Origin of the sequence: Polaromonas sp. (assembly GCF_039930745.1) — a bacterium.
In the GTDB taxonomy this organism is placed as follows: Bacteria; Pseudomonadota; Gammaproteobacteria; order Burkholderiales; family Burkholderiaceae_C; genus Polaromonas.
This window is the reverse complement of sequence record NZ_JBDTTH010000088.1, coordinates 1-18,044: the sequence shown is the minus strand read 5'-3', so window position 1 is coordinate 18,044 and position 18,044 is coordinate 1. Positions and strand designations below refer to the sequence as shown.

Here is an 18,044-nt window from a genome sequence, read left to right as displayed (position 1 = left end):
GCAAAAGAAAAGTGAGTTGCCGCCGGGCAACCCCCGGCTTGCTGGCAAACCACAAACAACAGAAGCAAACAAGACTTCAACAAACATAACCAAGACGGCTCGAATCTAAGCCGCCGCCGCAGCCTTCTGAATCTCCGTCCGCAAAGCCTGTTGCTGACTCACATGCCGGCTCTGCCGTTGCGCCCCCTGTTTCCCCGCCGCTGCGGAAGACACTTTCTGCAGCCCGCTCAACAGCGCCGCCAGACATTGCGGCCGGCCGCGCGCACCGCTGGCCTGGTAGTCCGCCAGCAGCGCAGCGCGCACAAGCTGCGGATCGAGCAGGCGCACCTGCACCAGATGCGCAAACAGCAGATCCACCAGTTTTTCCAGCGCAAATTCATGCGTCTTGCCCGTGCTCTCCCAGAGCCAGTCGCTGAAGCTGAGGAAATGCTGGAACGCGGAACCCGGCTCCAGCAGCAGCTTCAACGCTGCCGCAAACCGCCCCGAATTGGCCACCATCTCCCAATAACGCGCAAAGCGTTTGATACGCTGCATGGTCGCAAAGTCCACCGTGGAATTCTGCAGAATGGTGTAAGGCGTATGCGGGTCGTAAGCCATTGCAAACCCTGCCGTGTGCCGCGTGATCGGCGTGCCGCGCAAGCGCTTGAGCACACCAAACTGAATCTCATGCGGCGCCAGGCTGTACAGGCGGTCAAAACCCTCGGCAAAACTTTCCAGTGTCTCGCCGGGCAGGCCGAAGATCAGGTCGGCGTGCACATGGGCTCGGCTTTCAGACACGAGCCAGCGCAGGTTGTCGGCGGTCTTGCCGTTGTCCTGCTTGCGCGAGATGCGTTGCTGCACCTCCGGGTTGAAACTCTGGATGCCGACCTCAAACTGCAGCGAGCCCTCGGGGAACTGCGCAATCAATTCCTTCAACGGGTCCGGCAGGCTGTCGGGCACCACTTCGAAGTGCACAAACACATCCGGCGTTTCCTGGATGCGGTCCAGGAAAAACTGCAGGATGCGCACCGAGTTGGCAATCTTCAGGTTGAAGGTGCGGTCCACAAACTTGAAGTTGCGCGCACCGCGCCGGTACAGCGCTTCCATCTCGGCCATGAAAACGTCCAGCTCGAACGCCCAGGCCGTCTTGTCGAGCGAGCTCAGGCAGAACTCGCACTTGAACGGGCAACCGCGCGAGGCCTCGACATACAGCAGGCGCTGCGCAAGGTCTTCGTCGCTGTAATCCTGGTACGGCAGCGCCAGCTCGCCAAGCGCGGGCTGTTCGCCGGCAATCACTTTCATCAACGGCTGCGGGCCGTCGAGCAGGGCGCGGCAGAGCTTGGGAAAACTCACATCGCCCCAGCCGGTGACCACATGGTCGGCCAGGCGGCAGATCTCCTGTTGCTCCACCTCGTGGCTGACCTCGGGGCCGCCCAGCACAATTTTGATATCCGGCCTCAGGGTCTTCAGCAGGCGCACCACCTGCGTGGTTTCGACCACGTTCCAGATGTACACACCCAGGCCGATCACCTTGGGCTGCAGCGCCAGCAGTTCTTCCACCATGCGGGTCTCGGGCTGGCCGATGACAAACTCGCGCAGCTGTGTCTGCGCGCGCAAGCCGGTGCCGCCATGCCTGTCCATATTCGCCAGCAGGTAGCGCAGACCCAGCGAGGCGTGGATGTATTTGGCGTTCAACGTGGCCAGGACAATGCGGGCCCGGCTTTCGGGGCCAAGGGGAGCGGGCAATGACGCGGGGCGGTTCATGCCGGTATTATCAAACCATGACGCAAACCCTGTTCCGCGAAGACGCTTATCTCACCGAATGCATGGCCACGGTCACAGCCGTCACCGAGCAGGGTCTGGTGCTGGACCGCACGGTGTTTTACCCGCTGGGCGGCGGCCAGGCGGGCGATGCCGGTGTGCTGGTGCTGGCCGACGGGCGGGAAATTGCCATCGCCGACACGCGAAAGGGCAAAAACGCAGAAGGCCAGTTCACTGAAGCCATTTGCCACCTGCCGGCCCTGTCGGACGTCGATGTCCCGGTGCTGGAGGCGCTGCTGCAAACAGGTGTGCAGGTGGGAGACCGGGTGACCGCCCGCATTGACTGGGCGCGCCGGCACCGGCTCATGCGGTTTCACACCACCACGCACCTGCTGTGCCATCTGGTGCCGCAACTCGTGAACGGCTGCTCCATCACGCCCGACTATGCGCGGCTCGACTTCAACATGACGGACCCGCTGGACAAGGACGTCCTGAGCGCCGGCATTGCCCGCCTGGTGGCCGCTGCGCACCCGGTGGCGGTGGGCAGCATCAGCGATGCGGAGCTCGATGCCAACCCGGCCCTGGTCAAAAGCATGAGTGTGCAGCCGCCGCGTGGCAGCGGCCAGGTGCGCACCATCCGCATCGGCGGCGCCGGCGCAGAAGCCATGATCGATTTCCAGCCCTGCGGCGGCACCCATGTGGCCAACACAGCGGAGATTGGCACGGTGATCGTCACCAAAATCGAGAAGAAGAGCGCAACCACCCGCCGTGTGGTGCTGGGTTTTGCTGCCTGAATTTTTGCCATGCGCCCCAGAAATGCCACCGGCGACTCCTTCTTTGTCTGGGACGGAGACGTGTTGGTGCTCAACATACTGGGCAAACCGTCGGCCAGCCGTGACGCCATCGGCAAACCCAAGGGCACACAGCTCAAAGTCAGTGTGACCGCGGCGCCGCAGGCTGGCAAGGCCACCGACCACATGCTGCGTTTCCTGGCCCCGCTGTTTGGCGTCGCGGTGTCCGATATTGAAGTCGTGTTCGGCCAGGAAAACGTCAACAAGCAACTGCGCATCCGGGCACCCAAAAAACTACCGGCGGTCTTCGCCCATCCCTCGCTGTTGCTGGACGCCGATTGACCCCACCGGGCATCAACGCACGCTCTGCCGGACAATACCGCCTGAGGCCCAGCCCCTGGCGCCCAGGAACTAAAGGCGGTGGCACCGCTCACACCATGACCATGATTTTCCAGCGCTTCGCGTCCGCTCTGTTTTTTATAGCTGCCTGCACAATAACGACGGGGTCTGCAGCCCAAATAAGCTTCACAAACAAAACCACCCCCAGCGCGGTGGTGAACACGGACCAGGTCCGAGCCGAATTGCTGGCCTGGGCGCCGGACGGCGTGGAAGCAGGCAAGACGGTCTGGGTCGGCCTGCAGCTGGCCCACATTCCCGAGTGGCACACCTACTGGAAAAACTCCGGCGATTCCGGCCTGCCAACGCTGCTCGAATGGACACTGCCGACCGGTGTCACGGCGGGCGAAATTGCCTGGCCGACACCTAAAAAAATACCCATCGGCACCCTCGCCAACTATGGCTATGAGAGCACCGTGCTGTTGCCGGCGCCGCTGAAGATTGCACCGGGCTTCAACGCCGACAGCCTGGACGTACGGCTCCAGGCCAGCTGGCTGGTCTGCAAGAAGGAATGTATTCCGCAGGAAGGCGATTTCACGCTGCGGATACCGGCCAGAAGCTCCACCGCCTCCAGCAGCCCTGTCTTCGCCGCGGCTTTCGCCGCCAGCCCGAAGCCCTTGCCTTCGGCGGGCAGCCAGGTGGACGTTGGTGCCAACAGCATCAAGGTGGCACTGCGTGGTTTGCCGGCCGGGTTGCAGGGCAAAACCCTGGAATTTTTTCCTGAAACCGGCAGCGTGATCGAGCCCGCCGGCGCCTGGCAGCAGGCTTGGCAGGGCGCGGTGTGGACGGCGCAATTGCCGCTGTCGGGCCAGCGCACGGAAAGCCCGCGCCTGATGCCGGTGGTGGTGGCGCTGGACCACAGCGCTTACCGCATCGAGGCGGCGGTCAAAGGCGAATGGCCGGCCGTAGCCGCGGCAGCCACCGTGCCGCCCGCGCTGGAAGCGGCACTCAAGGCCAATGCCGCGCTGGGCGCACCGCCCACAGGCGCCAACGCGTCGTCACTCACGCTGATTGCGGCTTTGCTGGGTGCACTGCTGGGCGGCATCATCCTGAACCTCATGCCTTGCGTTTTTCCGGTGCTGGCCATCAAGGTCATGAGTTTCACCAAAGAGAAAAGCCAGTCGGTGCGCCTGGCCGGCGGCCTGGCCTACAGCGCCGGGGTGGTGCTCTCCTTTCTGGCGCTGGGTGCCCTGCTGCTGGGTCTGCGCGCCACCGGCGAGCAGCTCGGCTGGGGTTTCCAGCTGCAAAGCCCGGCCGTGGTGGCAGCGCTGGCGGTGCTGTTCACGCTGATCGGCCTGAATCTGGCGGGCCTGTTTGAATTCGGCAGCTTTGTGCCTGGCCGGGTGGCTGGCCTGCAAGCAAAAAGCCCGACCCTCAATGCCTTCCTGACGGGCGTGCTGGCCACTGCCGTAGCCTCGCCCTGCACCGCGCCCTTCATGGGTGCTTCACTCGGTTACGCCGTGGGCCTGCCGGTACTGCAGGCATTGGCAGTGTTTGCTGCCATAGGCGTGGGCATGGCCCTGCCTTACCTGGCGGCCAGTGCGCTGCCTGCAGTGGCTCGCGCCCTGCCGCGCCCGGGCGCCTGGATGGTGACCTTCAAGCAGCTGATGGCGTTTCCGATGTTTGCAACCGTCGCCTGGCTGGTCTGGGTGCTGGGCCAGCAAAGCGGCATCGACGGCGCGGGCGCCCTGCTGGCGCTGCTGGTGCTGATGGCGCTGGTGCTGTGGTCGCTGACGCTCAAGGGCCGCAGCCGCACAGTGACCGCTACGCTTTCGATAGCGCTTGGCGCAGCAGGGGTATGGGCTGTTGGCCAAAATGTCATCAAGCCGCTGGGGGCGCCCAGCGTCGTGGCGGCCTCGGGCCGCTGGCTGGCCTGGGAGCCGGGCCGCGTGGACCAGCTCACGGCCGAAGGCCGGAGCGTGTTTGTTGACTTCACCGCCGCCTGGTGCGTGACCTGCCAGTACAACAAGACCACCACGCTGGCCAACGCAGACGTGCTGGCCGATGTGGACGCCAAAAATGTCGCGCTGTTGCGTGCCGACTGGACACGGCGCGATCCGGCGGTGACGGCAGCGCTGTCCCAGCTGGGCCGCAACGGTGTGCCGGTGTACGTGATCTACAAGCCCGGCCGCGCGCCCGTGGTGCTGTCGGAAATTCTGTCGGTCAGTGATGTCCGGGCCGAACTGGCCAAACTGTAAAAAGCTGTCTGTTCCCAATCTCTCGTCATTGAAGGAGTTCAAGCCATGTTGAATCGTTCAGTCAATCGCCGGGTTTTCACGGGCGCACTGGTCGCCGCCACCGTCATGCAGCATGCCCGCGCTGCCACCGCCGCGGTCGGCCAGGCCGCCCCGGAGTTCTCCACCGTGGACACCGCCGGAAAAACACACCGCCTGAGCGACTACAAGGGCAAGCTGGTGGTGCTGGAGTGGACCAACCCCGGCTGCCCATTTGTGCAAAAACACTACAGCGGCAACATGCAAAGCCTGCAGAAGGAATTTGTCGGCAAGGGTGTGGTCTGGCTGTCCATCAACTCGACCGAAGCCGACAGCGGCGACTACCTGGCCCCCGGCAAGCTTGCCGGCTGGATGGGCAGCAAACAGGCGGCCGCCAGCGCCGTACTGATGGACGAGTCCGGCAACATCGGCCAGCTCTACGGCGCCAAAACCACGCCGCACATGTACATCGTCAGCCCGCAGGGCCAGCTCGTGTATGCCGGCGCGATCGACAGCATTCCCTCGGCGCGCGTGAACGACATCAAGACCGCCACCAACTATGTGCGCCAAGGGCTGAGCGAAGCACTGGGTGGCAAGGCGATCAGCATGGCGTCCACCCGGGCCTACGGCTGCTCCATCAAGTACAAAGCCTGAGGAAAAACCATGGCCGCCATTCCGCCCGCCGAACGTTTGCCCTACATCCTCAACCACTTCCGCAAGATTGCGGTGGTGGGGCTATCGCCCCAGCCGCATCGCGCCAGTTTTGACGTGGCGCGCTACATGCAAGCCCAGGGCTACCGCATCATTCCCGTGAACCCGAATGCCACCGAAGTGCTGGGCGAAAAGGCCTACCCCACCCTGACGGAGGCGGCGCGGCACGAAAACATCGAGCTGGTGAACTGCTTTCGCAACAGCGAGGACATTCCACCCGTCGTCGATGAAGCCATTGCCATAGGTGCCAAGGCCGTCTGGATGCAGCTCGGCATCCGCCACCCCGCTGCGGCCGCAAAAGCAGAAGCGGCCGGCCTGCTGGTGGTGCAGGACCACTGCCTGAAGATAGACCACCGGGTACTGCTGTCGCGCGGCTTGTTGTCAAACAGCAGCGTTTGAGGCAAGGGCCACCGGCCACGCCAGTGCGCGGCGCGGGGCTCCCCGATAATCGGCGCATGCCCACACCGCGCCGGCCCCTGCTGCTTCCCCTGCTGTGTTTGCCAGCCTTGCTGCTGGGCGGATGCATCCAGACCGCGCCGGTGCACCGCGGTGAAACCAAGGTTGCGCCCCTGACCTCGTCCGAGCTGGCGCAATCCGATGTGAACCGCATGGCCACCCTGGGCATGCGCGACAACCTCGACAGCCTGTACCGGTTGCTCGACAAGCTGTACCGGCGCAACCCGGCCGAATGGCGCAAAGCTGGCAGCCTGAGCCGCGACGCGGCCATCCAGCGGGTGCGCAGCGCCATTGACAGCCGCGCGCCCTGGCCGGAGTTGCTGGGTAAACGCGACATTGCAGCTTTGTCGCTGGCCCTGAGCCCCGACTTCAAGGGCGACCGCGTGGCGGCCTTCATCTATGCCAGCGCCGACATGCTGATCGTTGCGCACAACGACAAAACCGAGTTCTACCTGGTGGACAGCCTCGATGCGCAGCACATCTACAACGCGGCACGCAACATCGAGTCGGCAGTCTGGCTGCTGGCCACCCGGCGCAACGCAGCCGGCCAGCCCCTGCTGCTGGCCGATGAAATTTCGGAGCGGGAGCGCAACCTGAGTTTCGAACGGGAATTCGGCAAGCTCATCGGCCGGCTCGACCTGCTGTCCGAGGTCCTGACCGAAAAATACCGCCGCGCCGTGATCAGTTACGTGCAAGGCCTGGCCGGAGCCTCCTTCCTGCAGTTTTTACCGGTGCGTTAAGCCGCCCGACCATCTACCGCTGCGTCGATCAGCGCGCGCCGACAAGCGCCGTAGGACAGATTTGCGTTCGGTCCGCAGCCTACGTTTTGCAACGGTTTCATGCGCGCGCTTGCAAATCTCTTGGGGGAAAACCCGCAGTATTCCCTCAGCATCTTCTTTTGTCATCCGAAAGCAGGTGCCCGTCCGTGTCTTTGTCCACCGTCCATCCCGTCACCAGTCCGCCAGTCCCGGCGCAGGTTCGCACGCCCGCCCTGTCGCCGGATACCGATCGCCTAGCCCTGCTGGCGGCGCGCTCCTGCGGCGCCGCGATGGCCATGGTGGTGCTGCTTGAAAACGGTCAGGCCGTGTTCAGCTCGGGCACGGGTTTCAGCGCCGCCGAACGTGAGGGGCTCGTCACGCTGTGCGCCGCGGCGCTGGAAACACCGCCGCGCCAGCCCCTGCTGCCAGCGCGCTGCGCGCCGGGCATCCACTTTTACCGGGGCGTCGCCATTCCCGGGCAGGACGGCACGCTGCGGGGTGTGCTGGCCGTGATGGACAGGGTGCCGCAAAGCCTGAGCCCCGAACAGGAGCGGGATCTGGAAACGCTGGCCGAGTTGGTGGCGGGCCAGATGGACCTGCAGCGGCAGCGCCGGGAACGCCGTGCCATGGCCGCCGAGCGAGCGCGCATCCGCTCCTCCATGCGGCAGACCGAGGAAGATGCGCAGCGGCTGGCCACCCGGCTGGGCATCACGCTGGAAAGCATCACCGAGGGCTTTTACACGCTGGACCCCGACTGGCGCTTCACCTATATCAACAGCGAAGGGGTGCGTTTGCTGCGCAGGTCCAGCGCCGCGGAGTTGCTGGGCAAAAGTATCTGGGAAGAATTCCCCGGTGTCGTCAACACGTCGTTTTCAGAACAGGTGCAGGCCGCCGTCACAGGCCATCGCCAAGTCGAGTTCGAGGCCCTGTACGCACCGCTGGACAAATGGTTTGAGGTGCGCGCCCATCCTTTTCCCGACGGACTGGCTATTTATTTTCGCGATGTCAGCAAACAGCGCCAGACCCGAGAACAGCTCATGCTGCTGGAGACCAGCATCTCGCGTCTCAACGACATCGTGATCATTGCCGAGGCGCTTCCTTCGGGGAAACCGGGGCTGCGCATCATCTTCGTCAACAACGCCTTTGAGCGGCACACCGGCTACAGCCGCAGCGAAGCCATGGGCCAGTCGCCGCGGCTGCTGTGCGGCCCGCTGACCGAGCGCAGCGAACTCAAACGCATCCGGTCGGCTTTCCGCCGGGGCGAGCCGGTGCAGGCTGAACTCATCACCTACAAAAAGAATGGCAGGCACTTCTGGATGGAAGTCGACATCGTGCCGGTAGCAGACGATGTGGGTGTTTTCTTCACGCACTGGGTGGCCGTCGGGCGCGACGTGACGCGGCGCAAGGCGACCGAAAGCGAGATCAGGCACCTGGCGTTTTACGACGCTCTGACGCAGCTGCCGAATCGCCAGTTGCTGATGAACCGCCTGCACAAGACCCTGGGCGGCTACGAGCAGCAGCGTGCCGGCGCATTGATGTTCGTCGACCTGGACAATTTCAAGGCCCTGAACGACACCATGGGCCATCAGAAGGGCGACCTGCTGTTGCAGAAAGTGGCAAAACGCCTGTCGGCCTGCGTGCGGCCGGCCGACATGGTGGCGCGCCTGGGTGGTGACGAATTCGTGATCCTGCTGGACGACCTGGGCGATGACCCGCAGGCCGCAGCCGCCGAGGCCAGGGCGGTGGGGGAGAAAATCCTCGCGGCGCTCTGCGAGCCCTACAGCCTGGCCGGCTACCAGCACTACAGCACCTGCAGCATCGGCATCACCTCCTTCGACCACACCGAGCATGCCATCGGCGACCTGCTGAAACAGGCGGACCTGGCCATGTACCAGGCCAAGGTCGCCGGGCGCAACACCCTTTGTTTTTTCAACCCAGTCATGCAGGCGGCGGTGTCGGCCAACGCCGCGCTGCAATCGGACTTGCGCCAGGGCCTGCGCGAAAACCAGTTCATCCTCTACTACCAGCCGCAGGTCGGCCGCGACGGGCGCATGACAGGCGTGGAGGCCTTGCTGCGCTGGCGGCACGGCAGCCGCGGCCTGGTGGAGCCTTCGGAATTCATCCCCGCCGCCGAAGACGGCGGGCTGATACTCCCGCTGGGTCAATGGGCGCTGAAAACCGCCTGCCGCCAGCTGGCCGCCTGGGCGAACCGGCCGGATACCGCGGCGCTGAGCATTGCGGTCAATGTGAGCGTGCGGCAGTTCCGCCACGCCGACTTTGTCGACCTCGTCATGGCCGCACTGAAGGAAACCCAGGTCAGCCCCTACAAGCTCAAGCTGGAACTGACCGAAAGCCTGCTGGCCGACGACATGGAAGTCACCATCAGCAAGATGGCGGCGCTCAAGGACATGGGTGTCACACTCTCGATCGATGACTTCGGCATGGGCTACTCCTCGCTGTCCTGCCTGAAACGGCTGCCGCTGGATCAGCTGAAAATAGACAAGTCTTTTGTGAAGGACATCCTGCGCGACCCCAATGATGCGGCGATTGCCCGCACCATCATCGGCCTGGCGCAAAGCCTGGGGCTGAGCGTGGTGGCCGAGGGCGTGGAAACCGCGGCGCAACGCGACTTTCTCTCGCGCCACGGCTGCGAGTGTTATCAGGGCTACCTGTTCTGCAAGCCCCTGCCCATAGCCGCGCTGGAAGACTTCATGAAAACGCTGGTCAGGTGAAACGCCCGCCACATGGCCGGGCTACGCGGCCCGGACAGCGGCCCGGCCATGCTCCAGCAGCACGATCAGCTCCCTGACAATGCCGTACATCACTGCGCGGTCCCGCGACGGATGGTCTGCAAACTGCACCACGGTCGAACCTATCCTGGCGCAGGCACCGTGCGCCTGCCCCGGCTCCGGCCCATACACCACGGTGAGTCCGTACTCGGTCATCAGGGGCCCGCACGCCTGCCAGTCGCGCGTCCACTGCGGCAGAGCCCGGGCGTTGTCCCACAGCGTGCCCGCGCTTTCATAACATTCTTCGATATGCTGATGGCCCAGCAGTTGCGCCAGGTTCCGCTCCCGGGCGATGCAGCTGCGAAAGTACTCGTGGTCGTTCATGCGCATATCGGCCTCCTTGTCGGGTCAGGAAGAAGCTCACACCCCATGACAGGCATGGTAGGCCCGAATCGAGGCTGCCGCCAGCGGCCCATGCCTGCAAAAAAGCCACCCGTCGCCCGCGCCCACACCTGAGACAATCGGGGCATGTTTGCCCCCCTCCAAAACGACACCTTTCTACGCGCCTGCCTGCGGCAGGCCACCGACTACACCCCCGTCTGGCTGATGCGCCAGGCTGGGCGTTACCTGCCCGAATACCGCGCCAGCCGCGCCAAGGCCGGCAGTTTCATGGGCCTGGCCACCTCGCCGGACTACGCGACCGAAGTCACGCTGCAACCCCTGGAACGGTACCCACTGGACGCCGCCATCCTGTTTTCCGACATCCTGACCGTGCCTGACGCCATGGGCCTGGGCCTGTCGTTTGCGCTTGGCGAAGGCCCGCGTTTTGCCACGCCGGTGCGGGACGAGGCCGCGGTGGCGAAGCTGCAGGTCCCGGACATGGAAAAGCTGCGCTACGTGTTCGACGCGGTGACCTCGATCCGCAAGGCCCTGAACGGCCGGGTGCCGCTGATCGGCTTTTCCGGCAGCCCCTGGACGCTGGCCTGCTACATGGTCGAAGGCGCCGGCTCGGACGACTACCGCCTGGTCAAGACCATGCTTTACCAGCGCCCCGACCTGATGCACAAGATGCTGGCCATCAACGCCGATGCCGTGGCCGCCTACCTGAATGCGCAAATCGAAGCCGGCGCCCAGGCCGTGATGATTTTCGACAGCTGGGGCGGCGTGCTGGCCGACGCGGCCTTCCAGACCTTCAGCCTGGCCTACACCCAGCGCGTGCTCAGCCAGCTCAAGCGGACCCACGAGGGCGTGGCCATTCCCCGCCTGGTGTTCACCAAAGGCGGTGGGCTCTGGCTGGAACAGATGGCCCAGCTGGACTGCGAAGTCCTGGGACTGGACTGGACCGTGAACCTTGCAAAGGCGCGGGCTCGGGTGGGCGCACGCATGGCGCTGCAGGGCAACCTGGACCCCAACGTCCTGTTTGCCAGCCCGGCCCAAATTGAGCAGGAGGCGGTTCGCGTGCTGGAGAGTTTCGGAGCGCCCCACCTGGACACCCGCAGCAGCGGCCCGGCCCACATCTTCAATCTGGGCCATGGCATCAGCCAGCACACCCCACCCGACAACGTTGAGGTGCTGGTGCGGGCCGTGCATGCGCATTCACGTCAGATGCGTACAGGAACGCCGCATTAATGCAGGGTTTCCACTGCGGCTAGCACAAAAATCCCGCACTGCAGACATGACTTATTCACAAAATTTGTGCTGCGGTGCCGCATGAAGCTGTAACAGGTCCGCTTCCCGCTATCAAAGCCATAGCGCCTTTAAGTGCTTGATTTATATAGGATCTTCAAACTGCTTTTTTTGCGGGCAATTCAAGAAAAACCCTTGGTTTATAAGGCCCCGGGCAGCGCGGGGGCAATCTATCAACAAAGTTATCCACAGAAACCTTGGAAGAGCCTCAAAGCGTTTTTAAATCAAGCACTTAGCTCCATGTTTTTAAATGTGTCTTAAGACTATCGCCTTAACTATCGTTCGTCCATCCGACCGCTCATGACGCACTGGCTCAGCATTGTTGTTGCCACCCCGGCGCACAGCAGCGTGGCCGGGCCGCTGACCTATGCCAGCGAGCGGCCACTTCTGCCAGGAAGCCTGGTGCGTGTACCGCTGGGCAAGCGCGAGGTGCTGGGCGTGGTGTGGGCGCAGCTGCCCAACAGCGGTGGCCTGCTGCCGGCCCAGGCCAGGTCCGTGCTGGGTGCGCTGGACGGCCTGGCACCGCTGTCGGCCACCTGGCGCGGGCTGGTCGGCTTCACGGCCAGCTATTACCAGCGCTCCATAGGCGAGGTGGCGCTGGCCGCGCTGCCGCCGCAACTGCGCGAGCTCAGCACGGTGCAGCTGGCGCGCCGGCTCAAACGCCCAGTCGCTGCCGTGGAGCCGACGCCGGATACTACAACTTTGATAGCACTGAGCGTAGAGCAGGAAAGGGCTATTGCCGAATTTGATGCCGACAACCGGCCGGCGCTGCTGTTCGGTGCGACCGGCAGCGGCAAAACCGAGGTCTACCTGCGCGCCGCCGCCCGGGTGCTGGCCCAGGACGCCAGCGCCCAGGTGCTGGTCATGGTCCCCGAGATCAACCTGACGCCGCAGCTGCAGGCCCGCTTCGAGGAGCGTTTTGCCCACCTCGGCAAGGCGCAGGTGGTGTCGCTGCACAGCGGCCTGACACCCGCGCAGCGGCTCAAGAGCTGGCTGGCTGCACATGCCGGCCAGGCCCGGCTGGTGCTGGGCACCCGCATGGCGATTTTCGCCTCGCTGCCCAACTTGCGCCTGATCGTCGTGGATGAAGAACACGACCCGAGTTACAAGCAGCAGGAAGGCGCGCGTTATTCGGCGCGGGATCTGGCCGTGTACCGAGCGATGCTGGAAAGCGCCCCGAAAGATGAAGAGACTGACAAGCCGGTTGTCCAGTGCCGTGTCCTCCTCGGGTCCGCCACGCCATCGCTGGAGAGCTGGCAAGCCACAGTAACGGGCCGCTACCAGCGCCTGACCATGAGCGAGCGCATCGGCACCGAGGCGGGCGCGGGCAGGCTTCCCGCGGTTCGTCTGGTGGACATGAACCACCAGCCCAAACACAGCACCATCGCACCGCCGTTGCTCGACGCCATTGCGCAGCGCATCGCGCGCGGCGAACAGTCGCTGATTTTTTTGAACCGCCGCGGCTACGCTCCGGTGCTGGCCTGCCATGACTGCGGCTGGAAAAGCGAGTGTCCGCACTGCAGCGCCTACCGCGTGTTCCACAAGATAGACCGCACCCTGCGCTGCCACCACTGCGGCTTTACCGAACGCGTGCCGCGCGCTTGTCCCAGCTGCGGCAACATCGACATTGCGCCCGTGGGCAAAGGCACCGAGCGGCTGGAGGAACACATCGCCGAGCTGCTGGCGGGGGTGACGCGCCCCGATGGCAGCCCCCTGCGCATTGCGCGCATCGACGCCGACACCACGCGCCTCAAAGGTGCGCTGGAATCGCAGCTGGCCAGCGTCCATGCGCGCGAGGTGGACGTGCTGGTCGGCACGCAGATGATTGCCAAAGGCCACGACTTTCGCCACATCACGCTGGTGGCGGCCATCAACCCCGACAGCGCCCTGTTCTCCAGCGACTTTCGCGCGCCCGAGCGCCTGTTCGGCCTGCTCATGCAGGCAGCAGGCCGCGCCGGGCGCGATGCCGACCATGGCGAGGCCAGCGAGATGTGGGTGCAGACCTTCCATCCGCAGCATCCGCTGTTCGGCGCGCTGAAAAAGCACGACTACCCTGCGTTTGCCGCCCAGGAACTGAAGGAGCGGGAAGCGGCCGGCATGTCGCCTTTCGGTTTTTCAGCGCTGGTGCGCGCTGAGGCGCGGGAGCAAGCGACAGCGCAGGCCTTTCTGAACGCGGCCGCCGAAGCCGCACAAACACAACAGTTGCCGGGCATGGAAGCCGTCACGCCCTACCCGGCCGTTCCCATGACCATCCAGCGGGTGGCCAACATCGAACGCGCGCAGATGCTGGTGGAGAGCCCTTCGCGCGCCGCGCTGCAACGTTTCCTGGCGGCCTGGCAGCCGCTGCTGCACCAAACACGCCAGCAAACGGAATTCAAAAGCCTGATCCGCTGGGCGATTGATGTGGATCCACTGTCCATATAAAGCCCCCACGCTCCGCCGCTGCGCGGGTCGCTGCCCCCCGAGGGGGCGCTGCGCCTGCGGGCCGGCAAAGCCGGACCCGCGGCCCCTGCTTGAAAAGAGAGGGGCACCACGGTCTTACTCTTCCGTTCGTCCTGAGCCTGTCGAAGGATGCCCCCCTACGGCTTTGTGAGGACCAAGCCACCGCCCGATCTGGACAGGATAGACGACAAGGTTGACGACAAAGAAGAGAACTTCGAATTTCTTGGCAATGGGTGACAACGCGAGCCTGCGCACGTTTCACCGCCTGATGGACTGTTCGAGTTCGGAGGTGAAATTCGAGGTTATCCTGTCGGATATGCCGCGCGCCAAGAATATCCGACGATCTACATTACGTTAAATTTCTTTATGCGTTACCTCATATCAATCGTTGTGCTCACCATGTCGTTCACGCTACACGCCACGGAATTGGCGCCCGGCCAAGTCTGGAAGTACAAGACGCGCCAAGGTGAGGAGGCGTCAACGCTCACCATACTTAAGGTCGAAAGCTACAAAGACCTAGGAAGGGTTGTTCATATTCGCGTTGACGCTATTCGCATGACGAACCCACTGAAGGGTAATGTGGTCACAGATGTCCCACACCTACCATTTAAAGAAGGTGCGGTGAAAAGAAGCATTACTGAATTGCTGCGTAAGTCTCCCGAGATACCCGCATTTCAGGAAGGCTACGATACATGGAAGAATGCCTATCTCACGGGTAAGGCCGGTGTCTTTGACACGACGGTCAGCGCAACGCTTACTGCGATGCTCGGGGCTAAATGGGAGACAAAGAAATGAATTTAACTGGTTGCTCCATCGGATCGCCTGCAGCTCCCGCTGAGCGCCAACGTTCGGCCCCTACATGCACACAGCGATATGAATGCACCGGCGTACGCCCATTGGGAATCTACAGGCACATTTCAGGTCGCCGTGGCAGGAACATCCCACTACCGAGCTGCGATCGAATCGATCGCGTTGAACCAGTCAGGCACGGCTGCATTGGCCATATGCCTGGTTTACCTTGAGTTTGACAACCAGAACCAACACGATCCGAATGCAGTTCGGGTCATGGTTCGCGGTCAAATGGTTGGTCACTTACCGGCCGTCTACGCAAAGACCTACCGTTCATATCTAAGCGAACTACCACCCCACATCAAACATGTATCGGCTGCAGCGGCAATCACTGGCGGTTTACGTACGAGCGACCGAGCTTACGAGTACAGCATTGAACTCGACATTCCTGACAGCCTGAAGATGTACCCCCTCAGTGAGCCAATGAGCGATGAAGTCATTAGAGCGAATGGCTATGCGCCACTCGTCGAATCGAGTACCGGAATCTTCACCGCGAAGGTTTGGGTCCCAACACCAGACTTCAATGACTTGCATAAGCAACGGCGCGTCCAGGAATGGACCACCGGCGCATGGGAGACCGTCAATTTCTATGCGCTGAACCGCCAAGGAATTGGCCTGGGCTACAAGCTCTACGAAATCCCGAAGGTCCAATACGCAAGCTTGTTTCAGGGGCAACCAACGTCAGCCACGCTGGAGCTTGGTGCAGGGCGCTTCGCCACCCTACGCATCGCAACGGGCGCATAGTTACGTGGCTAAACGTGCAACAAATCCGTGGCCTAACTTGGGCGTTGAGGTTGTAAAAGACCTCTGGCACAACGTTTGCGGCGTAACGACTCCTTGAGATCGTGACCATGGCCCGCTACAAACCCAAAGGCCGCAACAGCCTGCTACAGCGGGTGGTACCCATTCGCCGCCAACTCTAGGTCAGCAACGCCACCGCCCCGGAGAAGCTGAAAAACGCCAGCACGGTGGACAGCAGAATGATGCGGGCGATGCGCCCGTTGTTGGCGCCGAAACGCTCGGCCAGGAGCGAAACATTGCTGGCGCTCGGCAGGGCCGCCACCAGCACGATCACTGTCAGGGCAAAGGGGTCCAGGGGTACGCCAAGCTGGATCGCGCCCAGGCCCATCAGTCCGACCAGCAGCGGGTGCAGCACCAGCTTGAGCAGCGCCACCGGCACGTAGTCCCTCAGAGGAATCGTTGCCACGCTGTTCATCTGCGAGCGCGCCAGCACTGCGCCTATGGTGAATAGCGCAACGGGCGAGGCCGCGCCGGCCAGCAAGGCCACTGTCTGCATCACCGGTGCGGGCAGCGCGAGCCCCAAGCCGGACGACAGGGCGCCCAGCAGAATGGCCCAGGGCATGGGATTGAGCGCCACGCCCTTGAGTGCGTTTTTCGCCGCCACCTCCGCGCCATGGATATCGGCCGAATCCAGCCGGGACAGGGCAATACACAGCGAACTCGTGACCAGCAGGTCCACCACAATGGTCACGATGGCCGGCCCCGCCGCCTGCGCACCGAGCAATGCCACCAGCAGCGGCACGCCCATGAAGCCGGTGTTCGGGAAAGCCGCGACCAGCGCACCGAAGGAAGCGTCGTTCCAGCCGATGCGCCGGTTGCGCGTGACGGCCACCGTGAAAGCCACCATGATCAGCGCGCACAGCAGGTACACCGCCACCAGGCTGCCGTCGAGCAGCTGCGCCACCGGCGTGTTGGCACCAAAACGGTACAGCATGCAGGGCAGGGCGAAATACAGCACAAAGGTATTGAGCCCCGGAATCGCAGCCTGCGGCAGCAGGCCGCGCCGTGCAGCGAGGTAGCCGCACAGCACCAGCGCGAAGAAGGCGAAGGTGACGAGAAGAATGCTTAACACAAGGCTGATTGTCACTTGCGAAGATTGCCGCAGGCTGACTGGCTATGATGGCCCGCTTCCGCTTTCATTTTTCAGCCAGCCATCGTCGCGTTGCTGCACGCGCTTCTGCCTTTTGTTGCCCGCCCTGATCACTGCATGTCGTCACCACCGTCCTCCGCCCCTTCTTCCGCCAACGGCCTGAATCTCGCGCAGCAGGAAGCCGTCAACTACATGCATGGGCCTTGCCTTGTGCTGGCGGGTGCCGGCTCGGGAAAAACACGGGTGATCACACAGAAGATAGGCCGGCTGATCCAGGCCGGCCTTCAGCCGCAGGAGATTGCGGCCATCACGTTCACCAACAAGGCTGCGGCGGAAATGCGCGAACGCGCCAAAAAGCTGATCGGCCAGGCCGCCAAGGGCGTGCTGATCTGCACCTTCCATGCACTGGGGGTGCGCATGCTGCGCCAGGACGGTGAGGCCCTGGGGCTGAAAAAGCAGTTCTCCATCCTCGACAGCGACGACGTCACCAGCATCCTGAAAGACGCGGGCGGCAGCACCGACGCGGCCACTGCGCGGCAGTGGCAATGGAGCATCAGCGCCTGGAAAAACAGCGGGCTCAATGCCGCCCAGGCCGAAGCACAGGCCAGCGGCGACGAGGACCGCCTGATCGCGCGCATCATGGCGCGCTATGAAGAACGCCTGACGGCCTACCAGAGCGTGGACTTTGATGACCTGATCGGCCTGCCGCTCAAGCTGCTGCGCGAGCACGATGCCGTGCGCGACAAATGGCAGAAGTCACTCGGCCATGTGCTGGTCGATGAATACCAGGACACCAACGCCACGCAGTACGAGGTGCTCAAGCTGCTGGTCGGCGCGCGCGGCCGCTTCACCGCGGTGGGGGATGACGACCAGTCGATTTACGGCTGGCGCGGCGCGACGCTGGACAACCTCAAGAGGCTGCCGCAGGACTACCCCAATCTGAAGGTCGTGAAGCTCGAGCAGAACTACCGCTCGACCAGCGCCATCCTGCGCGCGGCCAACAACGTGATTGCGCCCAACCCCAAGCTTTTTCCCAAGACGCTGTTCAGCGAACTTGGCGAAGGCGAGCCGGTGCGCGTGGTCGACTGCGACAGCGAGGAACACGAGGCCGAGCGTGTGGTGGCGCGTATCCAGAGCCTGCGGGCCGAAGGCACCCTGCAGGCCGAAGGCAGCCAGCACAAGGAGTGGAAGGACTTCTGCATCCTCTACCGCGCCAACCACATGGCCAAACCCTTCGAGAAGGCTTTTCGCAAGGCGCAGATTCCCTACAAAGTCTCTGGTGGGCAAAGTTTTTTCGACCGTGCCGAAATCAAGGACCTGTGCAGCTGGATGGTCCTGATGGTCAACAACGACAACAACGCGGCCTTCATCCGCGCCATCAA

Annotated in this window: 15 protein-coding genes; 12 read left to right on the top strand and 3 right to left on the bottom strand. The window is 63.4% G+C overall.

Annotated features, from left to right (window positions below):
* Positions 1-105: 105 nt before the first annotated feature.
* Positions 106-1,743: a DUF4080 domain-containing protein gene (locus tag ABI660_RS19445; RefSeq protein WP_348071186.1), complete on the bottom strand. Its 1,638-nt coding sequence runs from the start codon at positions 1,741-1,743 to the stop codon at positions 106-108.
* A gap of 17 nt (positions 1,744-1,760) precedes the next feature.
* Here ABI660_RS19445 and ABI660_RS19440 point away from each other — a divergent pair, with 17 nt between their 5' ends.
* The 7 genes from ABI660_RS19440 to ABI660_RS19410 all read left to right on the top strand — a co-directional run bounded on the left by ABI660_RS19440 (position 1,761) and on the right by ABI660_RS19410 (position 9,797).
* Positions 1,761-2,534 carry an alanyl-tRNA editing protein gene (locus ABI660_RS19440; protein WP_348071184.1) on the top strand — a complete coding sequence of 258 codons (774 nt, stop codon included), beginning with the start codon at positions 1,761-1,763 and terminating at the stop codon, positions 2,532-2,534.
* Between the two features lie 9 nt (positions 2,535-2,543).
* On the top strand, positions 2,544-2,873 hold the full coding sequence (locus ABI660_RS19435; RefSeq protein ID WP_348071182.1) for a DUF167 family protein: 330 nt from the start codon (positions 2,544-2,546) through the stop codon (positions 2,871-2,873).
* Positions 2,874-2,974: 101 nt separating this feature from the next.
* Complete coding sequence (locus ABI660_RS19430) at positions 2,975-5,125, top strand: thioredoxin family protein (protein WP_348071190.1); 2,151 nt, start codon at positions 2,975-2,977, stop codon at positions 5,123-5,125.
* Positions 5,126-5,170: 45 nt separating this feature from the next.
* A complete protein-coding gene (locus ABI660_RS19425; protein ID WP_348071180.1) occupies positions 5,171-5,794 on the top strand; it encodes a thioredoxin family protein in 624 nt (207 codons plus the stop codon).
* Between the two features lie 9 nt (positions 5,795-5,803).
* A complete protein-coding gene (locus ABI660_RS19420) occupies positions 5,804-6,250 on the top strand; it encodes a CoA-binding protein (RefSeq protein WP_348071178.1) in 447 nt (148 codons plus the stop codon).
* A gap of 56 nt (positions 6,251-6,306) precedes the next feature.
* The gene (locus ABI660_RS19415) at positions 6,307-7,047 is read left to right on the top strand and encodes a hypothetical protein (RefSeq protein ID WP_348071177.1); all 741 of its coding nucleotides are present in this window, start codon (positions 6,307-6,309) and stop codon (positions 7,045-7,047) included.
* Between the two features lie 185 nt (positions 7,048-7,232).
* A complete protein-coding gene (locus ABI660_RS19410) occupies positions 7,233-9,797 on the top strand; it encodes an EAL domain-containing protein (RefSeq protein ID WP_348071176.1) in 2,565 nt (854 codons plus the stop codon).
* 21 nt (positions 9,798-9,818) lie between these two features.
* On the opposite strand, the gene ABI660_RS19405 is transcribed toward ABI660_RS19410, so the two are convergent.
* Positions 9,819-10,184 (bottom strand): aminoacyl-tRNA synthetase, encoded by a 366-nt coding sequence (locus tag ABI660_RS19405; RefSeq protein WP_348071174.1) that lies wholly within the window; start codon positions 10,182-10,184, stop codon positions 9,819-9,821.
* Positions 10,185-10,322: 138 nt separating this feature from the next.
* On the opposite strand from ABI660_RS19405, the gene hemE reads away from it, so the two are divergent.
* From hemE to ABI660_RS19385, 4 genes are all read left to right on the top strand, one after another.
* Positions 10,323-11,423 carry a uroporphyrinogen decarboxylase gene (hemE, locus tag ABI660_RS19400; protein WP_348071172.1) on the top strand — a complete coding sequence of 367 codons (1,101 nt, stop codon included), beginning with the start codon at positions 10,323-10,325 and terminating at the stop codon, positions 11,421-11,423.
* A 357-nt stretch (positions 11,424-11,780) separates the two neighbouring features.
* Positions 11,781-13,904, top strand: coding sequence for a primosomal protein N' (gene priA / locus ABI660_RS19395; RefSeq protein ID WP_348071170.1), 2,124 nt, complete (start codon positions 11,781-11,783; stop codon positions 13,902-13,904).
* 384 nt (positions 13,905-14,288) lie between these two features.
* Positions 14,289-14,717, top strand: a complete 429-nt coding sequence (locus ABI660_RS19390; protein WP_348071168.1) for a hypothetical protein — start codon at positions 14,289-14,291, stop codon at positions 14,715-14,717.
* 78 nt (positions 14,718-14,795) lie between these two features.
* Positions 14,796-15,515 (top strand): HIRAN domain-containing protein, encoded by a 720-nt coding sequence (locus ABI660_RS19385; protein ID WP_348071166.1) that lies wholly within the window; start codon positions 14,796-14,798, stop codon positions 15,513-15,515.
* A 175-nt stretch (positions 15,516-15,690) separates the two neighbouring features.
* Here ABI660_RS19385 and ABI660_RS19380 read toward each other — a convergent pair whose 3' ends face one another.
* A complete protein-coding gene (locus ABI660_RS19380; protein ID WP_348071188.1) occupies positions 15,691-16,644 on the bottom strand; it encodes an AEC family transporter in 954 nt (317 codons plus the stop codon).
* A 135-nt stretch (positions 16,645-16,779) separates the two neighbouring features.
* Here ABI660_RS19380 and ABI660_RS19375 point away from each other — a divergent pair.
* A partial coding sequence (locus ABI660_RS19375; protein ID WP_348071164.1) for a UvrD-helicase domain-containing protein occupies positions 16,780-18,044 on the top strand: 1,265 nt, incomplete at its 3' end.